Here is a 19,322-nt window from a genome sequence, read left to right as displayed (position 1 = left end):
AATCCAATTAAATGAAAATTAGAGTAGGCTTCGGCTTCGATGTACACCAGTTAAAAGACCAGCATCCCTTCGTGGTTGGTGGCGTAACTTTAGACCACCATAAAGGTGCTTTTGGGCATTCTGATGCTGATGTTTTACTTCATGCCATTTGCGATGCACTTCTTGGAGCTGCAAACCTGCGAGATATTGGCTTCCATTTCAAAAATACAGACGACCGTTGGAAGGGAATTAGTAGTATTATCTTACTAAAAGAAACGGTGAAATTGTTAACAGATAAAGGATGGCAGGTAGGAAACATTGATGCGATGCTTTGTTTGGAAGCACCTAAAATTAATCCGCATATTCCTGCCATGCAAGAGAATATTGCAGCTGCTATTGGTATCTCCACTGAAGAGATCTCGATCAAGGCTACTACAAATGAGTTGATGGGTTTTGTTGGTCGTGAGGAAGGTGTTGTGGCTTATGCGGTTTGCTTAATTGAGAAGGTATAACAAATTTGTAATTATAAAAGGAAAGCTGGACTGATTAATTTCATCCGGCTTTTTTAGTTTAATTTATTCATCCAGATAGCCAAATTTTCCTTGATTATAATCTGCTATGGCCTGGTTAATTTCTGCTTCTGTGTTCATTAAAAAAGGACCGTAATGCGCAATAGGCTCATTGATAGGTTCGCCGCTTAATACCAGCACTATACTATTATCTAAAGCCTCAATTTCAATTGCTGTTCCGGTGTTTTCGAAATAAACGAAGTGGTTTACATCAGCTTTTTCAGATCCGTTTACTTTTATGGCTCCTTCAATAACCATAAAGCCTGTATTGAAGTTTTCCGGGAAACTAAAATGCGCTTTTCCACCTTTATTTAACCTAGCATGATATACATGTATTGGCGAAAAAGTGTTCGCATTCGCTTTAACTCCTTGATAATTTCCCGCAATCAGCTCGATTTTTCCGGCTTGGTTGGGTAAATCAATATAAGCCATTTCCGAATGCTTTATTGCCTGGTATTTAGGCTTACTCATTTTATCCTTTGCAGGTAAGTTAACCCAAAGCTGAACCATCTGGAAAGGGCCGCCTTGAAGACTATATTGTGTTTCGTGATATTCTTTATGTAAAACGCCGCTTGCAGCAGTCATCCATTGAACGTCTCCAGGATAGATAACACCGCAATTCCCCGCACTATCATGATGTGCAACGGCTCCACTATAGGCTATAGTAACGGTTTCAAAACCGCGATGTGGATGCATTCCAACTCCTCGCGGATTTTTACGTGCGGAAAAATTAATCTTCGAGCCATAATCCATCAGAAAAAAAGGATTCATATCGATATGGTACCCACCAGGAAAAAAGTTATGTACCCGAAAACCATCACCAACCATGTGTGGTGCTGGCGGAGTAAATATCTTTGCTATTTTCTTTATTTCCATAAGATTGTGTATTGAATGTTTCGCGTTGCGAATGAAAATGGAGCGCTGAAAATGGCTTATACTTGTTTTACAAACTGAAGTTCGCCTAATAAACGTACTTCTTCGCTCACCATTACGCCGCCACCTTCAATAGCAGTATTCCAGGTTAAACCGAAATCTGTGCGGTTAATTGTTCCGCTAAGGGTAAAACCAGCTTTTGTATTGCCCCATGGATCTGTCGCTATTCCTCCGAATTCAGCAGTTAACAGGATTGGTTTGGTTTGACCTTTGATCGTCAAGTCACCTTTGACCAGGTATTTCTCGCCATCTTTTTCTACAGATTTTGATTCAAATGCGATATGCGGGAATTGTTCGCCATCAAAAAAGTCTTCACTTTTCAAGTGGTTATCACGATCTGTGTTTCCTGTATCAAGTGAATTTATATCGCCTTTAAAGGTAATTTCCGAAGAATTGAAATCATCGCCATCAGCAGCTAAGGTCGCCGAAAAAGATTTCATACTACCGGTGATGGTGGTGATCATTAAGTGCTTAACCTTAAACTGAAGTTCGCTATGTGTTGGATCTAAGATCCATTTAGTCGTTGCCATATATTTTGTTTTGATGCATTTAATATTACACCACAAAAATAGGTTATGGGCTTAGGATCAGGGTTGATGTATGGTAATAAATAAATTATTGAATTAGAGAAGGAGTGAACTCGCTTTCCCATTCAAATTCAATCATTCAAAAATATTTAAGGTCGAAAGTGTTTATGAGCAAGTTCTTTTCTAACTCTACTTAGCGATTCTGGTGTAATGCCTAAATAGGAAGCAATCATCCATTGTGGAACGCGAAGGGTAAGGTTTGGGTAGAGTTTAATAAAGTCGAGGTAACGTTCTTCTGCAGTTGCACTCAACAGCATATTAATTCTTTTCTGCATAAAACGAATTGAATTGTTAAGCAACTTAACTTGCATCGGCTGCAAGCAGGGTACTTTAATAGCTGCCTGCTCCAAAAAATCATGTGGCATTAGTACGGTTTCCGAAGTTTCAATGGCATCAATAAAAAAAACAGAAGCTTCATTGTTCAGGTTATTTCTATCGGCAATAAGCCAATTTTCGGGTGCAAACTGTATAATATGTTCTTTCCCTTTTGAATCTATTGAGTACGCTCGCAAAAGACCTTTACCAACAAAAAAACCATGTTTAAAGGTTTCTCCAGTATATTGTACCATTTCTCCTTTGGCAAACTTTTTTACTTTTAACCCAGCAGAAACGCTTGCAAATTGCTCATCAGTTATGGCTATTTTTTCTTTGAGATAGTTTTTAAACTGATCAATCATGAAGCTGAGATTTTACTTTTTAGATGGTTTGATGTCTGAAAAATCTACGCCGCATTTGCAGTTGCCTCCACAGCCATCTTTCTTCACCTGAAGGGATTTGTAAACCAAACGGCCAACATATACCAATGCTACCGCAAAAAGTAAAAAGACTAAAATGGTTTGAATATTCATAAAACAAATATAATGAGCTTTTCTAATTTTTGTATTCAGGGGAATGTAAATTATTGAGCAGGCAGGGGTTAATTTTTTTTGCCACGGAATTACAGAATACACGGATGATTGTATTTTCATAGTTAACAAGAAATAGGGGTTGTTACTCCGTAAATGTTGGCACTAAATTTTGCCACGGAATCACAGCATACACGGAAGATTGTGTTTTCATAGTCAACAAGAAATGGGGAGTATTACTCCGTAAATGTTGGTATTAATTTTGCCACGGAATCACAGAATACACGGAAGATTGTAATTTCATAGTTAACAAGAAATAAGGGGTATTACTCCGTAACTGTTGGTATTAAATTTTGCCACGGAATCACAGAATACACGGAGGATTATGTTTTCATAGTTAATAAGAAAAAGGGCTTACTACTTCGTAAATATTGGTGTTAAATTTTGCCACGGAATCACAGAATACACGGAAGATTGTATTTTCATAGTTAACAAAAAATAGGGAGTATTACTCCATAAATGATAGTGTTAAATTTTTCCACGGAATCACAGAATACACGGAAGATTGTATTTTCATAGTTAACCAGAAATAGGGGTTGTTACTCCGTAAATGTTGGTGTTAAATTTTGCCACGGAATCACAGAATAAACGGAGGATTACATATTTGTGTAATTAAAAAAGAAGCCATGCTTTGCTTTCTTCGCGGCTTTTCTTTGCGATCTTTGCGGTTAAACTTTTACCCCGAAGTACCCAAATCAAAAGTGGATCATTCCTCCATAAAGCAGACCGTGCCGCCAACCCAGTCAAAATCTGCGTTATATCTTACACCAATCATTTTACCACGACTTAACCTGGCTAAATTGATGCAAAGTTGAGGTTCACCGCCATCTGGCCACAAATACATCATCCTGATTTCTGCTTTTACGCCACCAGTTGGAGATTGTACGGCCGGTTCATAATTAACTTTTTGTTGTAAAATCCAGTTTTCCGGATCTGGAATAGTATTAATATCGTCTTCCGTTACATCAATAATTACACCCATCCCTGCGAAAGAAAATAAAGGTTTCAATACATAATTTTCAAGATCTGTTGGAATACTATCAATTTGATTCAGGAATCGGGTTTCCGGAACAAATTCGCTATCCAGAAATGGCATCGTGTATTTGCTGATTCTATAAAACCAGTTTGGGTGTGTAACCCACTCAATATCTAACGCTTCCCGAGGATCGAAGCTGGTTTTAAAGACCTCTGAATTATTCGCTACTTCATCAAAAATTAAACGGTTATAAATTCTCTTTAATTGGATTTGTTCGCCATTTTCTTCGTAGAAAAGCTGGCTGCCTACCTTTTTTATATCTGTTAATGCCAGAACTTTGATCCCAAGTAACTTTTGAGTAATGAAGAAATCTATGGCAGTTTTCTGATTTGGGGCATCTACATCCATCAGCGCTACCTCATGCGGTTGGTGTTTTCCAATAATCACCTCCTTTAGTAATTGGACATACTGTGCTTCATTAAATCCATTTAAAAAATAATCGAGTCCTGGATCAATCTCGAATTGCGTAGAAAAAGTTTTTCCAAGGTGATGCTGAAAGCCATAAAGCGAAGGGAAGCCCTGCAGTTCTATTAACATGGGCGTTAATTCTCCAGCTTCGTTTTTACAAATGCCGAAGTCGAATGTTAAAAAATGAGGCTGTTCGTTTTCATTAGGCACCTTCCACTCTGGCGGTATAGACGGCGCTGTAAAATCTTTGAAGTTCGGTTGCTTAATCAGATTAATGATTTCTTTTCCGGCAGCGATTAATTTTTCTTTTAACGCTTTAGGAATGAAAACCGGAGTTTCTGCTACGCGAAAAGGAATTTTAGGATATCCGTTTTCCAGTTCTTTAATGAATGAATGATACTTATCATCATTTAATTGTTCATTGTATTTTTCGCGTTGGGCAGGTATCATAGTTTTTATTTCATTAATACTTACAAAGTAATGCGTCTTGATTTAAATCGGCCAGATCCAAAGCGTGGTCTGCTATGAAAGTACCTTGAATAACCTTGATGACTTCATGTTTATTTACTGTATTTGGATTTCTTCGGATTTGTATATAATGCTCTCTAGCTATTTTTGCAGCCAGGTCTCCGATAGAAATAAAGTCAATTTCATTTTGAAATTTAGTCGCTACCCAATTAAAAACTAAACAAATCAGAATTCCTGTTAAAGCGAATTTCCAGCTAAAGAAGAAAGTGGCAAGAGAGATAACGAGGCCCGCAATAATGGATAATAATAGCCATGTTTTCATTGTTAATAGAATAACAGGTATAGCTAGTTCATTTTTAAATTCTTTTATTCTCTTTCTACGCTCATTTCTAGGGAAAATTTCATCCAATTTAGTGCATGGTCTAATATGCTCTCTATTTATATTTTGTGAAACAACAATCGAATTACGAATCTTATAGAATGCCTGTTGTGTAGTACAGCTTTCCTCATTCTTGTAAGGCATGTTTTTTTCGAAAATCTGGCAGATATCTCCAAATGTTTTTACGTTCTCGAAAGCGTTTGATGGCAAATAAAAGCCAAATGATTTATGTAATTTACCTAAAGTATACTCAATGTCTTCTAATTCGATACTTTCAAGATTATAGATTAGCTCCACTTTCATAAATGTAAATTTTAAACTTCCTGCAATTTCCCAACTGCTTTATACAAAAAATTGGGTAAAATTACGCTTTGCGTCAGCACAATCCTTGCCGGATCGTCCAGGCTATTCAGCATATCCAAATATTTTTGTTCACCATGCATCCCGATAATTGCTTCCTTCTTTTCCTCTTGCAGTAAATACATTTTCATACCTAGGGGATCTGCTTCCGGATGAAACTGCGTACCAATAATTTCATTTGAAAACCGAATAGACATCATACAACGTTCCAGGTCTACATGTTTACGCTCCTTTTCTATTGCCAGTAATCTCGCTCCTTTTTTTTCAAAAGCTTCAAAATCTGGTTCTATTACCTGCCAGTCTCTACTATCTACAGAAAAGAAAGGATTGGTAATGCCATCAAAAATTTCATCCTGCTCACCTTCTTCCGTAAGTGTAATTGGGAAAATTCCGAAAGCATTAGATCGCCGTTCGGTTACATTTCCCAGTTTATATTTGCGGCAAGCCAACTGAAAGGAATGGCAAATTAAAAAAGCATACTTTTTTTCCGTTTCACTGCCTTTATTAAAGGCTTCAATCTGATCGAGCAAGTTGTAAAAATCATTTTCCCATTTTTCGCCTTCACTCTCCAACGGGCTTCCAGGTCCGCCACTAGATATGTATGCATCATATTCCAGCCCGGGGATTTCGCCATCCTGCCTTAAATCATACAAGTCAAAAGAAAGGTTAATTTTATTCTCTTTTCCAAAGCGCAGCAGAATTTCCTGAATTCCCCGCATACCTTGATTAGGTGCACCGTTATTCATATCAATAACGGCCACCTTTAAATCTTTTTTATTCATTGTGAAATTACTTTGCACCAATCAGGGTTTGGGTAGTAATGTAATCTACTACCGATTCAAAACTGCCGGTTTGTTGGTAAACTGCCAATTGCCTGTCTGCACCAGTGCCATGTTCTAAAATTTTATGAACGTAATTAATATCATCTCTGCAACCTAATTCATCCACTACATCATCAACAAAATCCAATAGTTCAAGGATCAGGTTACGGCAATTTACCTCCATTTCCTTTCCAAAATCAATCAGGTTTCCATCTATTCCATAACGGGCAGCACGCCATTTATTTTCATTGATGAGTGCTCTCGAATAGCTGATAAATTCCATATTCTGCAACCGCAGCTTATATAGTTTTGCGCAAAGTGCCTGAAACAGGGCGGTAAAAGCCATCGTCTCATCAATCAGCATGGGGCAATCGCAAATCCGGAATTCTACCGTATCAAAAAATGGGTGTACACGAATGTCCCACCAGATTTTCTTGGCATTATCCATGCAATTGGTTTTAATCAGCAGCTTTACATAGCTATCGTAATCTTCTATACTGTTAAAAATATCTGGAATTCCGGTTCTTGGAAACTTATCAAAGATTTTAGTTCTGAACGATTTATATCCAGTGTTTCTCGATTCCCAGAAGGGAGAGTTAGTAGACAACGCAAACACATGTGGTAAAAAATACCTTACCTGGTTAGCGATATGTATGGCCAACTCACGCGATTGAAAACCAACATGAACATGAAGGCCGAAGATCAGATTAGATCTTGCAGCCTCCTGTAATTCGTTTACAATTTCGTTATAGCGCGGATGTTCTGTAATTAATTGCTTTTCCCAGTGCGAAAACGGATGTGTTCCGGCAGCGCCGATCCGTAAACCTTGCTCACCAGCCAGTTGTGATACGGTGTAGCGAAGCTGAGAAATCTCTTTCCGGGCTTCGGTAGTCGATTTACAAATTCCGGTTCCCACCTCTACTACAGCCTGATGCATTTCTGCCTTTACCTGGTCTTTATGGATCTTTTGTGCCGCTTCAACAATTTTTTGATCATGCGAGGTAAGCTCCCTGGTAACGGGATCAATTACCATGTATTCTTCCTCTACTCCCAGTGTAAATTCATTCATCCTGATTGGTATTTATAAAATCCAATTTATTTTTTAGGGGCTGCTTTTTTAGGCTTTGGAGCTGCTTTTTCTGGAGCAGATTTCGCAGCTACCGGTTTTGTAGCCGATACTTTTTTGGCCGCAACTTTTGTAGCTGCTTTAGCAACCAGTGGTTTTCCAGCAACAGAAGCCTTAATGTATTCGCCCCAGGTTAAATTATCCTGACCATCTATTTGTGCTTTAGCTCTTTCGATAGCGTAATTGGCGGTGGTTTCCACTACCCAGTCGAAATTTTCCTGTCCCACACTTTTAATGTCAGCATCTGGTGCAGGGTTGCAAAAATCAATGGCGATAGGCACACCATCTCTAACGGCAAATTCTACAGTATTAAAATCGTAACCTAAGTATTGACAAAGTTTAAGCGTGTATTCTTCTACGGTTTTTAGCAGTTTTGGGTCTGGCGCTTTACCATCTGCTGCGTAGCGCAAGTGGTGCGGATTACGGGGGTCATATTGCATAATGTGAACATGTTTTCCGCCAATGCAATAACACCTGAAATATTCTTCAAAAATAATTTCCTCCTGCAAAAGCATTACCAGCTGTTCGGTACCGCTATGTTTATCGAAGAAATCTTCCTTATCATGCAGTTTATAAACATCTCTCCATCCACCGCCATCATAAGGTTTCATGTAAGCAGGGAAGCCAGTATATTCAAAAATAGCATCCCAATCTAAAGGCATAGTTAAGTTAGAAAAAGATTCTCCTGTTGTACCTGTTGGGTGTTGCCTTGACGGAATTAAGGCTGTTTTTGGAACAGGAACACCAATCTGTTCTGCAAGGGCATTGTTAAAAAACTTCTCATCAGCGCTCCACCAGAATGGATTATTAATTACGGCTGTACCAGTGGTGGCTGCATTTTTTAAAGATGCACGATAGAATGGAACATCCTGAGAAATGCGATCGATAATCACCGAATAACCAAGCGGCACATTCTGAAATATTTTATCGATTTTAACCGCTTCTGCAGTAATACCTTCTTCGGCTTTTTGATTAATCCTTTCAATAACGGCTTCCGGAAAAGAACGCTCCTGGCCGAATAGAATCCCTATTTTTTTCATTTGTATTTGTTTTAGTTTGTTACTCGTTTTTCGTTGTCCGTTTCAAGCAATTCGAAAAACGATAAACAAATAACAATTATCATTTAAATTTGTGCTATATAATTAGGAAACATTTCCCGCCAGATTGGCCAGTCGTGATCTGCATTTTGCCTGATATCCAGCCAATGATCTATTCCCTTTTTTGCCAGAATTCCGGATAAGTTTTCATTATCTGCACGGCACATATCGCGATCGGTGGTTCCCAGAACGATTTTCATATGGTGTAATTCCGGGTTACTGTTGTTCATCAGGTTATCCACCGGGTTATTAAAATAAACATCATCATTATAAAAACCATCTAACTGGCCTTTAATATCGAAAGCACCACTCATGCTAAACATGTGGCTAACCAACCAGGGATGGCGAAATGCAAAGTTAGCGGCATGGTAACCGCCGAAGCTACATCCAGCGGTGATGATTTTGCTGCTTCCGGTTTCATTTCTGGCTAATGGTGCAACTTCTTCCAGCAAATATTTGTCATACCAGATGTGGTTCTTTACCCTATCTGCCGGATGAATATTTTTATTGTACCAGCTAAATTTATCAATGCTATCAGGACAATAAACTTTTATTTTCCCCTCATTAATAAAGCCTTCTACAGAATCAATTAATTTGAAATCTTTGTTTTCATAATAGCGGCCCATACTTGTTGGAAACAGCAAAACAGGGATGCCCGCATGACCAAAGATGAGCATATCTATATCAGCACTTAAATTCGGGCTATACCATTTCTTATGTTCTTCTCTCATATCAAAAATTGAATGTTTTAAGATAGAAATTTAATCTTAGAAAAGAATGTCTTTACTTTAAATAAAAGCATAGTGTAAAAATTGAATACTGATAATTAATAGTTTAGCGAGATTTGTACCTTTGCCAAATTATACGGCGGGATGCCAGGGTTAGGGGAGATTAAAGATATGTACAGTACAATTTTATCAGTAAAAGTTAATATTAATAGTTTTAAAATTCCTTCTGCTTATTTAAAGCACGAGGTTGAAATAGATATGTATGTGCCTGAAGGTATTTTAGGCAATGAAAAAATAGAACTGCTTTTGATTAATGATGGTCAGGATGTAGCGAAAATGGATTTCGCTAAAATTCTGGAAGATGCACATCATAATAAGCGCAACCATAGGTTAATTGTGGTTGCGATAAAAGCTTCTGCAGATCGTTTAATGGAATATGGCGTGGCGGGCAAGCCTGATTTTAAAGGAAGAGGGGCAAATGCAGGCCTATATAACGACTTTATTATTAAAGAACTTTTGCCCGTTGTGAAAAAGAAAATAGCCATGCCAGTTATGGGTAAGGTTGCATTTGCAGGCTTTTCACTTGGCGGTTTATCTGCTTTTGATGTGGCCTGGAATAATCCTTCGGTTTTTGATGTGGTTGGTGTTTTTTCAGGTGCTTTTTGGTGGCGTAAAAAAGATCTAACAGATGGTTATACTGATGCAGATCGGATTATCCATGAGTTAATTGATTCTACAGCAAGTAAACCTGATATGAAATTCTGGTTGATGACGGGAACTGAAGATGAAAAGGCCGATCGAAACAGAAACCTGATTATTGATTCTATTGACGACACCATTGATGTGGTAAAATGCCTTTTACAGAAAGGTTATAAGCGCCCGGATAATATTTTTTATTATGAAAAAGTGGGTGGAAAGCATGATGTGCCAACTTGGGAAAGTGCAATGCCAGCCTTTTTAAATTGGGCTTTTGAGGTTTAGGCTAATCATATTTAAGTAGAATGCCCGTGTCGAAAATGGTCCACAGGCAACTCCGCTGTCCACAAGCTTTTAATGCAGCGTTCGTCCAGGTGTTACAAGTTTTAAAAATGCTGTAGCTTCCTTTAGCTTCATAAAAAGCATCGCCAGTATCATAGCGGATATTGGTTTTTATTTTAATAAAATTTCCTTTAGCATCTGGTGTAAAACTATCGCTCACATATCGAATCAGTTTTTGATATTGCATGTTGCTAATCATTACTTTTTTGCATTGATTATTTTCTTCCATATATTGATAGTAGGTGGCATGCATGGCAGAAGTGCTTAAGCCAGAAATGGCTTTTACAGCAGTAGTGAGTTTTAAATCTGCGAATTCTGGCGTTTCCAGGTAGAACTCTTTATCACCCCAACCAATTGCGAGGTACTGATAGGTGCTATCAGCTTTAAGGGTGTTGGCATAGGGAATTTTCTTTGTCCAGTTTATTGCTGGAGTTGCTGCGGGCATTACAACATCGGTATGAATTCCGTTAGTTATAATATAGATAGCCACCTCCTGTTTATTTATAGGATGAGCATTTATGGTGATTCGCGATAGACCGAACGCCATCAGAAAGTAAAATCCAATCAGCGAGATGAAGATAACCGTAAACCTGCCTGCGTATTTTAAAAACCGTTTATTCATATTAAAATTGAGTTGGGGTTGTTATTAATACAAAACGAAGCAGCTGGGTAACCCAAAATAGCTTAGTTTAATCGTAATATCAATTCTGTAGATGCGCTTATCGATAAAGGTGATTTCTTGCAGGTGTTGATAATGCCTACTTTCATTGCATGATAAAAGGACTATTTGAAACACATATTGATGTTGAAGACTTAGAAAAATCTATAGATTTTTATAAAAATGTGATGGGCTTAACCCAGTGTTATTATGAAGAAGCAAGGAGAATTGCTTTCTTTTGGGTTGGTGAGCCAAAGGGAGCCATGTTAGGGCTTTGGGAAAAATCGAAAGGCGAAATAAATGTGCGGCACTTTGCTTTTAGATGCGATGTGGATGATGTGCTGAACAAATCTGTAGGCTTTTTACAGGAGAATAATCTAAAGCCTTATAATTTTTTAAAGAGTGATGCCCTAGCACCTATGGTTTTTGCCTGGATGCCGGCTATTGCTATATATTTTAATGATCCTGATGGAAATGCCCTGGAATTTATTGCTATGCTGGAAGGTGAGGCCAAGCCTGAGTTAGGTGTTATTTCATACCAGGAGTGGGAGCAATCTTTTTGATACGATCACAATTTTCCCCTTTGCTGGTGAGGTGACTGTAAGGCGTGGTGGTTGATCAGTGATCTTTTTTCTTAATCAATCTGTCATTGCGAGAACGGCTTTTTCAGCCGACGAAGCAATCCTCCAGTTTGCATCTCACTTTTTATGAAAGCTGCACATAATTATTGTGGAATAAAAGCCTGTTAAAAATTTCGCATAATCAAATTAACTTCCGACTATTGTAATGCGAAAACATAGTTAATAATTAATTGGTGCCAATTGGATTCTAGATGATTTATCAAGCCTGTAAGGGCTTAGATATTTTATTGTAAAGATATCCCAGGGGAGCCGTTTTAGGACGGTATTCTTTTTACCGATTAATTTCGTTAATTATTGTTTTCGCAGCCCCTGGGCTTTTATTTGATTTTTTACGAAATGCGAAAACAAGTACAAAAATCAACAACCTTCATCATGATATGTGGTGAGTTATTGACGTATGATCTACGAAACAGATTCATCTTCAAAATTGACAAAAACGTTATTTCACAACTAGCAAATGGGAGGGCAGTTTTATGTTAGTCCTTACGCAAGAGCAAGTAGAAAAAATAGGTGAATATTTTCAGCATTACAACGTTGATGATACTGAAGATAATCTTTTCTTTATGTTGGATAGATTAATTGTTAGTGACAAGGAGCGGATTATACGTAATGATACAACATCAGATTTACTGAATATGATCAGGCAACTCACAAAAATGTTGAGAGATTGTAAGCCATCAGACGATCGTCAGAATTAAATAACTAATCGATCGGGCTTACTTCAATATACGTGTTTGAGTGAGCCTGATCTTTTTATTGGTCCTTGTAGAAGCGAGAAGTATTAATCTACCTTTTTATCTTCTATCATAATGCCGCCACCTTCGCAATGAATTAATACCGTACATTCATCACGGCGGTCTTTAACTAAAACTTTTGTATTGATTTTACACAGTTTATCGGCCAATGCATCTTGAATCTCACCCCATTCCTGGCTGAGTGTTTCTAATTCTTTTTCCCGGCGTTCTCTTTCTACGCAGGCAATCAGGTGTTCATCTGCCTGTTCTGCACTGATATATTCTTCTTTTGACAAGTCTGGAACCTCTGCCTGGTCCATTACTTTTTTCGCTGCTTCTACCTCCAGCGACTTTTCTTCATACTCATCAAATAATTCTTGTATTGATTTTTCCATTTAACTAAGACCGTTTAAATTCTTCAATTGTTTTGTTCATTTAATTAACTGGATTTGATGGCCAGTTTTTTAGGGTTATATCACCTAGAGGAGGTCTCTTCATCACTATTTTGAATAGTTACTGAATGCATTATCGCCTATACTTAAACGCTGGATTAATTAATGGTTGTTCTGTAGTATTGGATACCTTCCAGGATGTGCGATACATCCATTCCGTCATTTTGCGCAATTTTTGATAATTAATGTGTTCAGGGTCATCCTTTGGAGTATGATAATCAGGATGCAATAAGCTCGTGTAGAAAACGGCTGGAATTCCCAGTTTCAGAAACGGTGCATGATCACTTCGGTATAAAAAGCCTTCTTTGTGATTGGGATTATCCCAAACGGTATCCAGTTTAAATTTTGGGCCTTCAGTATTAGCTTCTAATGCCATTTTTGTTAAAATCACAGAAGTATTATTCGCTCCTTGCGTACCTAAAATCGCCGCACTATCAATTGCGTTTCTTCCGATTAAATCGGCATTTAGAACAGCAACAATATCTTCTTTCTTAATTGTTGGATGCTGCGTATAATAGGTTGATCCAAACAAGTAAGGCTCTTCTGATCCAAAAGAAATAAACAACTGTGATCTTTTAGCTGGTTTTTGGTTGTAAGCCCTGGCAATAGCCAGCATGGCCACGACGGCACTTCCATTATCGTCAGCGCCGTTATAAATAGAATCGCCATTTTGAGGCTCTCTAACGCCCATATGATCGATGTGACTGGTAATTAAAACATTTTCATTTTTAAGTTTTAAATCCGTTCCCTCAATTTTGCCAATTACATTAACAGATGGGTATAAATATGAATCGGTTGTTAAGTTAGCGGTAAAACGAATCTTTTCATTTTTTAGCAGTTCCGTGTCTTTATCCAGCATCCAAAAGGCTGGGATGTTAAGGTTGTTTTGCGCTGAAGTATTTAATCCATTATCAAGTCTGTAATAACCCCTTTCGAAACGAACACGAACATGCTCATTCCAGCCAGTTTTTGTAAATTCATCACTTGCCAGAAAGATGATCCCCTTAACTTTTTTTTCTGCCAATAAACTTCGGTATTTAAGCGAAGCCAATCTTTGCATAAATCTCACTTTCGGAAAAGCAACATTTAAATCCAGGTCATCATAAGTTGGAATTAATGCAACTACTTTGCCTGTTAAATCTGCTGAGTTAATGGCCTCCCTCGTGCCTTTTCCAATGTAAATGATATCAGCATCAATATTAGAGGGGAGGGGTTCTATTGCCAGAATATCTTTCCAAAGAGTTAGGTTTCTATCGCCGATTTTAATGATGCTCGAAGCCGATAGCTGATCTCTTCGTACATTAAAAAACTGAAAAAATGTTCCGTCAATACCGGCAGGTTTCATTCCTGTAGCCCGCATTTTGTCTGCAAGCCAAACTGCTGCCCGGAGTTCATCTGGTGAACAAAATTCTCTTCCTCTAAATCCATCACCAGCAAAAGTATATAAATCGGTTTTTAAGTCTGTTTCTTTTATGGCTGCCAAGCCTTCTTTTGGTGCTAACTGAGCGTTAGCAGATAAATAAGCAGCTAATGTTAAGCAAATAACGAAAAGGGGTTTGGATAGGCGCTTTACCATAATTTTGATTGAAAATAAAACAATTAACAATGGTACGAAAAAACCTGATCGAAACATTTTTTAAGGGAAAGAACGCATCATCTTAAAAAACTTAACCACTTTAAGCAAAACAAGTGGTGCAAAAGTTGGGCTGGCGTTCCTTTCGGCTTTTCTAATTAAAAATGAGCCTATTACAAGATTATTATAGCATTAAATAGTGAGTGATATAGTAGAAAATTCATTTCTAAACACTATCTTTGCGCCAAATTTGAGGCGCATTTTATGCAAAAGATTAGAAATATAGCTATTATAGCACACGTTGACCACGGTAAAACCACGTTGGTTGATAAGATTTTACACTCTTGTTCTATTTTTCGTGACAACGAACAAACAGGAGATTTGATATTGGATAATAACGATTTAGAGCGCGAGCGTGGTATCACTATCGTATCTAAAAACGTATCTGTTCAGTACAAAGACGTAAAAATTAACATTATTGACACTCCTGGTCACGCGGATTTTGGCGGTGAGGTAGAGCGTGTTTTGAAAATGGCAGATGGTGTACTTTTACTTTGCGATGCTTTTGAAGGTGCAATGCCTCAAACGCGTTTCGTAACGCAAAAAGCTTTAGCCCTTGGTTTAAAACCGATTGTGGTGGTAAATAAAGTGGATAAAGAAAACTGTCGCCCGGAAGAGGTTTATGAGCAAATTTTCGAATTGTTCTTTAACCTTGAAGCTACTGAAGAGCAATTGGATTTCCCGGTTATTTACGGTTCATCTAAACAAGGGTGGATGAGTACAGACTGGAAAGTTCCAACTACTGATATTTTCGCTTTATTGGATGCCGTTGTAGCAAACATTCCACCTGCGCCAATTAACGATGGTACTTTACAAATGCAAATTACTTCGTTAGATTATTCTTCTTTCGTAGGTCGTATTGCAATTGGCCGTGTTCACCGTGGTACAATTAAAGAAAACCAACCGGTAACTTTAATTAAACGCGATGGTAAGGTTGTTAAAACCAGAGTAAAAGAACTTTATACTTTCGAAGGTTTAGGAAAAATCCGTACCACTGAAGTAAGTTCTGGAGATATTTGTGCCGTTGTAGGTATTGATGGTTTTGATATTGGTGATACCATTTCTGACTTTGATGCACCGGAACAATTGCCGGTAATTAGCATTGATGAGCCAACAATGAACATGTTGTTTACGATTAACAACTCTCCATTTTTTGGTAAAGAAGGTAAATTGGTTACTTCTCAACGTATTAAAGAACGTTTGATTAAAGAAACTGAGAAAAATTTGGCTTTAAAAGTTGTTGAAACAGCTTCTCCTGATTCATGGTTGGTTTACGGTCGTGGTATTCTCCACTTATCTGTATTAATCGAAACTATGCGTCGTGAAGGTTATGAGATTCAGGTTGGTCAGCCACAGGTTATCGTTAAGGAAATCGATGGTAAAAAACATGAGCCAATTGAAACTTTAATTGTAGATGTACCGGGTGAAGTTTCTGGTAAAGTAATTGAATTGGTAACTCAGCGTAAAGGTGAGTTGTTAATTATGGAGCCAAAAGGCGATTTACAACACTTAGAATTCGAAATCCCATCCCGTGGTATTATCGGTTTACGTAACAACGTATTAACTGCTACTGCTGGTGAGGCGATTATGGCACACCGTTTCAAAGCTTACGAGCCTTGGAAAGGTACTATTCCTGGTCGTTTAAATGGTGTTTTGGTTTCTATGGAAAAAGGACAAACTACTGCTTATTCAATTGATAAGTTACAGGATAGAGGTCGTTTCTTCGTTGATCCGGGAGTTGATGTTTATGAAGGTCAGATTATGGGTGAGCACATCCGTGATAACGATTTAGTAGTAAACGTTGTTAAAGGAAAAGCATTAACGAACATGCGTGCATCTGGTACAGATGATAATACCCGTATTGCACCTGCAATTAAATTCTCTTTAGAAGAGGCTATGGAATACATCCAGGCTGACGAGTATATCGAGGTTACACCTGCAAGTATGCGTTTACGTAAAATCTTCTTAACAGAGCAAGAACGTAAGGTTAAAGGGAAGCAATTCGCTTAAACGTTAAATCCCCAAAAGGGACTTAAAAATATCAAAGCCTCGATGTGAATCGGGGCTTTTTGCGTTTGAAGGGTTGTAAACAGCTTAGATAGGAGGTTTTTTGTTTAATTTTTACCACCTAAGACACCTTAGCTGTGGTAAGAATGTTTTTCTAAGGTTAGTAACCTGCTTTTCTATGTTTTGAAATGTTATTCTTAGGTGTCTTAGATGTCTTAGGTGGTTATTTAAAAGGTATAGAACAAGTTGATTTTATTCTTAAAATATTTCGCGAGAAAGGTGCTTAATTTTTACCACCTAAGACACCTTAGCTATAGTAGGAGATTATTTTTCTAAGGTTAGTAACCTGTTTTTCTTTCTTTTGAAACTTTATCCTTAGGTGTCTTAGGTGGTTATTTAAAAGGTATACAACAACTTGAATTTATTCTCAAAATATTTCGCGAGAAAGGTGTTTAATTTGAGGGTCATCACCTAAGACACCTTAGAAACACCTTAGCTCTAGTAAGATTGTTTTTCTAAGGTCAGTAACCTGCTTTTCTATCTTTTGAAAGTTTATCCTTAGGTGTCTTAGGTGGTTATAACTTTCAGATAGGTTTAAAAGTTATTTAGTGAGAAAGTCATCAACAGCTGCAATTGCATTTGCTAACCGCAGATCACCTACGCCACTAATTACTTCATATTTCGCATCTAAAGCCTTGAGCTCCTTATGCCAGACTTCCATAAAATATTCCCTCTGATTTGGAAAATCACGCAGCGGGTCATCTTGCCATGGCAGATCAATATCCATTAGTAAATATAAATCATAAGGTCGTTTGGGCAGTGCATCTAAAACCAGTTGTGGTGTTTCACCGAGCATTTCATCGCTCCAAATTTTTACCGTAACAAATGTGGTGTCGCAGATAATGAAATCACTTTCAGTAGTTACCAAAATGGCATCTTCCAAAGCGACTTGTCCATAAAACATGTTTACCTCATCTTGCAAGGTGTAAGGCGCAGTTAAGTTTTCGCAATAATAGCGTGCATATTCCGGCACCCATGAAACTTTGTAATGCTTTGCTAACAGTTGAGATATGGTCGACTTGCCAGTGCTCTCAGGCCCTACGATGGCTATTTTTTTAATTGATTTGTTCACGATAGGTTTTTTTCCAATCTAAATAACCCTTAAAGGCAATAATGACTAATACCACATATAACAGGGCACTTAGGTTTAAGTTTTTGTAGATAAATAAGGGGACATAGCAGATGTTAACGAACACCCAAAGTAACCAGTTTTCCAATATTTTCCTGGTTAGCAGAAACTGTGCAACAAAGCTGACAGATGTACAGAATCCATCCGCATAAGGAACAGTGCTATTGGTATAGCTTGCCATAAACCAGCCTAAAAATATGCTGAGTAACAAAACAAAAATGATGACCAATAGCCAGTTTTTTGTAGGAAGTTTAGTAACGGGTTTATGATGTGTTACTTTTTTAGTAAACCAAAAGTACCAACCATAAAATGCCGTAAACAGAAAATAAATCTGAAGCGTCATATCACCATACATAGCCTCTCTAAAAAATAGAAAGCCGTAAGAAACCACACTGATGATAGATATTGGCCAGTTCCAGATACTTTCTTTAGCAGCAAGATAGATGCAAATAAAGCCAGTAATTACCGCAACCCATTCTAAAGCAGTGGTTTGATGGAGTTGTTTTAACAAAAATTGAAAGAAAGACGCTTCTAATACGACCATATAGATCAAATGTAATAGAAATAGCTGTAAAAGAAAAAATCCGGCTGAGGAGGGCTCCTCAAGCCGGATAATAAACCAAACAAACTATTTATGAAGAAATCCTCATTTGCGGTTAACTACTCCGCGAGGAAGCTTTAGATCTTTTTCTAAAGTATATACAAAACGCATATATGTTCTGCTTATTACAAGATTTTTGCCAATTATGTTTAATTATATCTTTCATGACTTAAACATGACTTCGTGTAAGTTTAACACTATATTAATGTTACGTTTTAACATAATTTTAACGATTGTTTACTAATTTAGCGGTCGCTTTACAGAGAATACATCAAGCGCGAAGCAAAAAGGTACATCTGTTATTTCTTAAAAATGCTACAGTGTTCTATTTATGCGACAAACAAATTAGTTGTAAAGCGGGTTTAATATTGGATCCATGAAAATGGTATTTGAAACTAAAATAAATTATATGAAAAAGCTGAGTGTTTTTTGCGTCGCCTTAATCTTGTCGTCTATTTTATTTGTGGCTTTCACATTTGTAAGAGCAGGTGGTATTGTGGGTAGAGTTAGTCCACAAGATGCTGTTACTAGTGTTTCACTTGTTACAGGTTCCGATACCGTTAAAGTACAAATTAATCAGGGGGCCTTCTCCTTCACGAATTTGAAAGAAGGTGTTTATACCATTTTAGTCAAAGCGAATCCGCCATATAAAGATTCGATTATTGAAAATGTAGCCGTAAAAGATAGTACCACTACAGATTTAGGAGAAATTAAATTATTGCAATAATTAAATCATTACAAAAAGGAGCCAACGGCTCCTTTTTAAGTTTTAGTAATTTATGATCATCATTACTTATAGCATCCGGTTAATCGAATCTTAATGATTTCACACTTAGTTAACCCTTTCAAAACATAAATTTAATACACTTCTTACCTGTTAAAATTGCGGTGTTGAAATGATTTTTAAACACACTTTTTAATTTTAAAAAATTAAAGTAAAAAACGCTTCAAAAAACCTATCTTTGCATCCCGA

At 37.4% G+C, this 19,322-nt stretch carries 21 protein-coding genes; 6 read left to right on the top strand and 15 right to left on the bottom strand.

Annotated features, from left to right (window positions below; all coding sequences use genetic code 11):
* The first annotated feature begins 11 nt into the window (after positions 1-11).
* Positions 12-491, top strand: coding sequence for a 2-C-methyl-D-erythritol 2,4-cyclodiphosphate synthase (gene ispF, locus SOM16_RS19940; RefSeq protein WP_320465760.1), 480 nt, complete (start codon positions 12-14; stop codon positions 489-491).
* A gap of 63 nt (positions 492-554) precedes the next feature.
* On the opposite strand, the gene SOM16_RS19935 is transcribed toward ispF, so the two are convergent.
* The 10 genes from SOM16_RS19935 to SOM16_RS19890 form a co-directional block, all read right to left on the bottom strand.
* Complete coding sequence (locus tag SOM16_RS19935) at positions 555-1,424, bottom strand: pirin family protein (RefSeq protein WP_320465759.1); 870 nt, start codon at positions 1,422-1,424, stop codon at positions 555-557.
* A gap of 56 nt (positions 1,425-1,480) precedes the next feature.
* Positions 1,481-2,011 (bottom strand): YceI family protein, encoded by a 531-nt coding sequence (locus SOM16_RS19930; RefSeq protein ID WP_320465758.1) that lies wholly within the window; start codon positions 2,009-2,011, stop codon positions 1,481-1,483.
* A 146-nt stretch (positions 2,012-2,157) separates the two neighbouring features.
* Positions 2,158-2,745 (bottom strand): Crp/Fnr family transcriptional regulator, encoded by a 588-nt coding sequence (locus SOM16_RS19925; RefSeq protein WP_320465757.1) that lies wholly within the window; start codon positions 2,743-2,745, stop codon positions 2,158-2,160.
* Between the two features lie 12 nt (positions 2,746-2,757).
* Positions 2,758-2,916, bottom strand: a complete 159-nt coding sequence (locus SOM16_RS19920; protein WP_238414987.1) for a FeoB-associated Cys-rich membrane protein — start codon at positions 2,914-2,916, stop codon at positions 2,758-2,760.
* 763 nt (positions 2,917-3,679) lie between these two features.
* Positions 3,680-4,867 carry a hypothetical protein gene (locus SOM16_RS19915; RefSeq protein ID WP_320465756.1) on the bottom strand — a complete coding sequence of 396 codons (1,188 nt, stop codon included), beginning with the start codon at positions 4,865-4,867 and terminating at the stop codon, positions 3,680-3,682.
* Positions 4,868-4,880: 13 nt separating this feature from the next.
* Positions 4,881-5,567, bottom strand: a complete 687-nt coding sequence (locus tag SOM16_RS19910) for a hypothetical protein (RefSeq protein ID WP_320465755.1) — start codon at positions 5,565-5,567, stop codon at positions 4,881-4,883.
* Positions 5,568-5,578: 11 nt separating this feature from the next.
* Entirely contained in the window at positions 5,579-6,406 is an 828-nt protein-coding gene (locus SOM16_RS19905; RefSeq protein ID WP_320465754.1) for a type 1 glutamine amidotransferase, read from the bottom strand.
* 7 nt (positions 6,407-6,413) lie between these two features.
* Complete coding sequence (locus SOM16_RS19900) at positions 6,414-7,514, bottom strand: carboxylate-amine ligase (RefSeq protein WP_320465753.1); 1,101 nt, start codon at positions 7,512-7,514, stop codon at positions 6,414-6,416.
* Positions 7,515-7,540: 26 nt separating this feature from the next.
* On the bottom strand, positions 7,541-8,611 hold the full coding sequence (locus SOM16_RS19895) for a hypothetical protein (protein WP_320465752.1): 1,071 nt from the start codon (positions 8,609-8,611) through the stop codon (positions 7,541-7,543).
* 83 nt (positions 8,612-8,694) lie between these two features.
* Entirely contained in the window at positions 8,695-9,399 is a 705-nt protein-coding gene (locus SOM16_RS19890; protein WP_320465751.1) for an esterase family protein, read from the bottom strand.
* 141 nt (positions 9,400-9,540) lie between these two features.
* Between SOM16_RS19890 and SOM16_RS19885 the strand changes: the two genes are divergently transcribed.
* On the top strand, positions 9,541-10,377 hold the full coding sequence (locus SOM16_RS19885) for an alpha/beta hydrolase (protein ID WP_320465750.1): 837 nt from the start codon (positions 9,541-9,543) through the stop codon (positions 10,375-10,377).
* A 1-nt stretch (position 10,378) separates the two neighbouring features.
* Here SOM16_RS19885 and SOM16_RS19880 read toward each other — a convergent pair whose 3' ends face one another.
* The gene (locus SOM16_RS19880; protein ID WP_320465749.1) at positions 10,379-11,056 is read right to left on the bottom strand and encodes a TIGR02117 family protein; all 678 of its coding nucleotides are present in this window, start codon (positions 11,054-11,056) and stop codon (positions 10,379-10,381) included.
* A gap of 149 nt (positions 11,057-11,205) precedes the next feature.
* Between SOM16_RS19880 and SOM16_RS19875 the strand changes: the two genes are divergently transcribed.
* Both SOM16_RS19875 and SOM16_RS19870 read left to right on the top strand, forming a co-directional pair.
* Positions 11,206-11,655 (top strand): VOC family protein, encoded by a 450-nt coding sequence (locus SOM16_RS19875; protein ID WP_320465748.1) that lies wholly within the window; start codon positions 11,206-11,208, stop codon positions 11,653-11,655.
* 551 nt (positions 11,656-12,206) lie between these two features.
* Positions 12,207-12,431 carry a hypothetical protein gene (locus tag SOM16_RS19870; protein WP_320465747.1) on the top strand — a complete coding sequence of 75 codons (225 nt, stop codon included), beginning with the start codon at positions 12,207-12,209 and terminating at the stop codon, positions 12,429-12,431.
* 83 nt (positions 12,432-12,514) lie between these two features.
* Here SOM16_RS19870 and SOM16_RS19865 read toward each other — a convergent pair whose 3' ends face one another.
* Positions 12,515-12,862, bottom strand: a complete 348-nt coding sequence (locus SOM16_RS19865; RefSeq protein ID WP_320465746.1) for a hypothetical protein — start codon at positions 12,860-12,862, stop codon at positions 12,515-12,517.
* 130 nt (positions 12,863-12,992) lie between these two features.
* Positions 12,993-14,495, bottom strand: a complete 1,503-nt coding sequence (locus tag SOM16_RS19860; protein ID WP_320465745.1) for a M28 family metallopeptidase — start codon at positions 14,493-14,495, stop codon at positions 12,993-12,995.
* Positions 14,496-14,756: 261 nt separating this feature from the next.
* Here SOM16_RS19860 and typA point away from each other — a divergent pair, with 261 nt between their 5' ends.
* On the top strand, positions 14,757-16,562 hold the full coding sequence (gene typA, locus SOM16_RS19855; RefSeq protein ID WP_320465744.1) for a translational GTPase TypA: 1,806 nt from the start codon (positions 14,757-14,759) through the stop codon (positions 16,560-16,562).
* A gap of 598 nt (positions 16,563-17,160) precedes the next feature.
* Here typA and SOM16_RS19850 read toward each other — a convergent pair.
* Positions 17,161-17,691: an ATP-binding protein gene (locus tag SOM16_RS19850; protein ID WP_320465743.1), complete on the bottom strand. Its 531-nt coding sequence runs from the start codon at positions 17,689-17,691 to the stop codon at positions 17,161-17,163.
* Positions 17,675-18,292 carry a nicotinamide riboside transporter PnuC gene (gene pnuC / locus SOM16_RS19845; RefSeq protein WP_320465742.1) on the bottom strand — a complete coding sequence of 206 codons (618 nt, stop codon included), beginning with the start codon at positions 18,290-18,292 and terminating at the stop codon, positions 17,675-17,677. Before pnuC ends, SOM16_RS19850 begins: the two co-directional genes overlap by 17 nt.
* 466 nt (positions 18,293-18,758) lie before the next feature.
* Here pnuC and SOM16_RS19840 point away from each other — a divergent pair, with 466 nt between their 5' ends.
* Positions 18,759-19,076, top strand: coding sequence for a carboxypeptidase regulatory-like domain-containing protein (locus SOM16_RS19840; protein ID WP_320465741.1), 318 nt, complete (start codon positions 18,759-18,761; stop codon positions 19,074-19,076).
* The last annotated feature ends 246 nt before the right edge of the window (positions 19,077-19,322 follow it).

This window comes from Pedobacter sp. CFBP9032, from assembly GCF_034045265.1.
Taxonomy (GTDB): domain Bacteria; phylum Bacteroidota; class Bacteroidia; order Sphingobacteriales; family Sphingobacteriaceae; genus Pedobacter.
The sequence above is the reverse complement of the archived record's forward strand: the minus strand, read 5'-3'. Positions and strand labels throughout refer to the sequence as shown.

Bases quoted from the DNA above. Each gene is read 5' to 3' on its own strand.
- ispF (WP_320465760.1), top strand. From the start codon at position 12: ATGAAAATTAGAGTAGGCTTCGGCTTCGATGTACACCAGTTAAAAGAC.
- SOM16_RS19935 (WP_320465759.1), bottom strand. From the start codon at position 1,424: ATGGAAATAAAGAAAATAGCAAAGATATTTACTCCGCCAGCACCACAC.
- SOM16_RS19930 (WP_320465758.1), bottom strand. From the start codon at position 2,011: ATGGCAACGACTAAATGGATCTTAGATCCAACACATAGCGAACTTCAG.
- SOM16_RS19925 (WP_320465757.1), bottom strand. From the start codon at position 2,745: ATGATTGATCAGTTTAAAAACTATCTCAAAGAAAAAATAGCCATAACT.
- SOM16_RS19920 (WP_238414987.1), bottom strand. From the start codon at position 2,916: ATGAATATTCAAACCATTTTAGTCTTTTTACTTTTTGCGGTAGCATTG.
- SOM16_RS19915 (WP_320465756.1), bottom strand. From the start codon at position 4,867: ATGATACCTGCCCAACGCGAAAAATACAATGAACAATTAAATGATGAT.
- SOM16_RS19910 (WP_320465755.1), bottom strand. From the start codon at position 5,567: ATGAAAGTGGAGCTAATCTATAATCTTGAAAGTATCGAATTAGAAGAC.
- SOM16_RS19905 (WP_320465754.1), bottom strand. From the start codon at position 6,406: ATGAATAAAAAAGATTTAAAGGTGGCCGTTATTGATATGAATAACGGT.
- SOM16_RS19900 (WP_320465753.1), bottom strand. From the start codon at position 7,514: ATGAATGAATTTACACTGGGAGTAGAGGAAGAATACATGGTAATTGAT.
- SOM16_RS19895 (WP_320465752.1), bottom strand. From the start codon at position 8,611: ATGAAAAAAATAGGGATTCTATTCGGCCAGGAGCGTTCTTTTCCGGAA.
- SOM16_RS19890 (WP_320465751.1), bottom strand. From the start codon at position 9,399: ATGAGAGAAGAACATAAGAAATGGTATAGCCCGAATTTAAGTGCTGAT.
- SOM16_RS19885 (WP_320465750.1), top strand. From the start codon at position 9,541: ATGCCAGGGTTAGGGGAGATTAAAGATATGTACAGTACAATTTTATCA.
- SOM16_RS19880 (WP_320465749.1), bottom strand. From the start codon at position 11,056: ATGAATAAACGGTTTTTAAAATACGCAGGCAGGTTTACGGTTATCTTC.
- SOM16_RS19875 (WP_320465748.1), top strand. From the start codon at position 11,206: ATGATAAAAGGACTATTTGAAACACATATTGATGTTGAAGACTTAGAA.
- SOM16_RS19870 (WP_320465747.1), top strand. From the start codon at position 12,207: ATGTTAGTCCTTACGCAAGAGCAAGTAGAAAAAATAGGTGAATATTTT.
- SOM16_RS19865 (WP_320465746.1), bottom strand. From the start codon at position 12,862: ATGGAAAAATCAATACAAGAATTATTTGATGAGTATGAAGAAAAGTCG.
- SOM16_RS19860 (WP_320465745.1), bottom strand. From the start codon at position 14,495: ATGGTAAAGCGCCTATCCAAACCCCTTTTCGTTATTTGCTTAACATTA.
- typA (WP_320465744.1), top strand. From the start codon at position 14,757: ATGCAAAAGATTAGAAATATAGCTATTATAGCACACGTTGACCACGGT.
- pnuC (WP_320465742.1), bottom strand. From the start codon at position 18,292: ATGGTCGTATTAGAAGCGTCTTTCTTTCAATTTTTGTTAAAACAACTC.
- SOM16_RS19840 (WP_320465741.1), top strand. From the start codon at position 18,759: ATGAAAAAGCTGAGTGTTTTTTGCGTCGCCTTAATCTTGTCGTCTATT.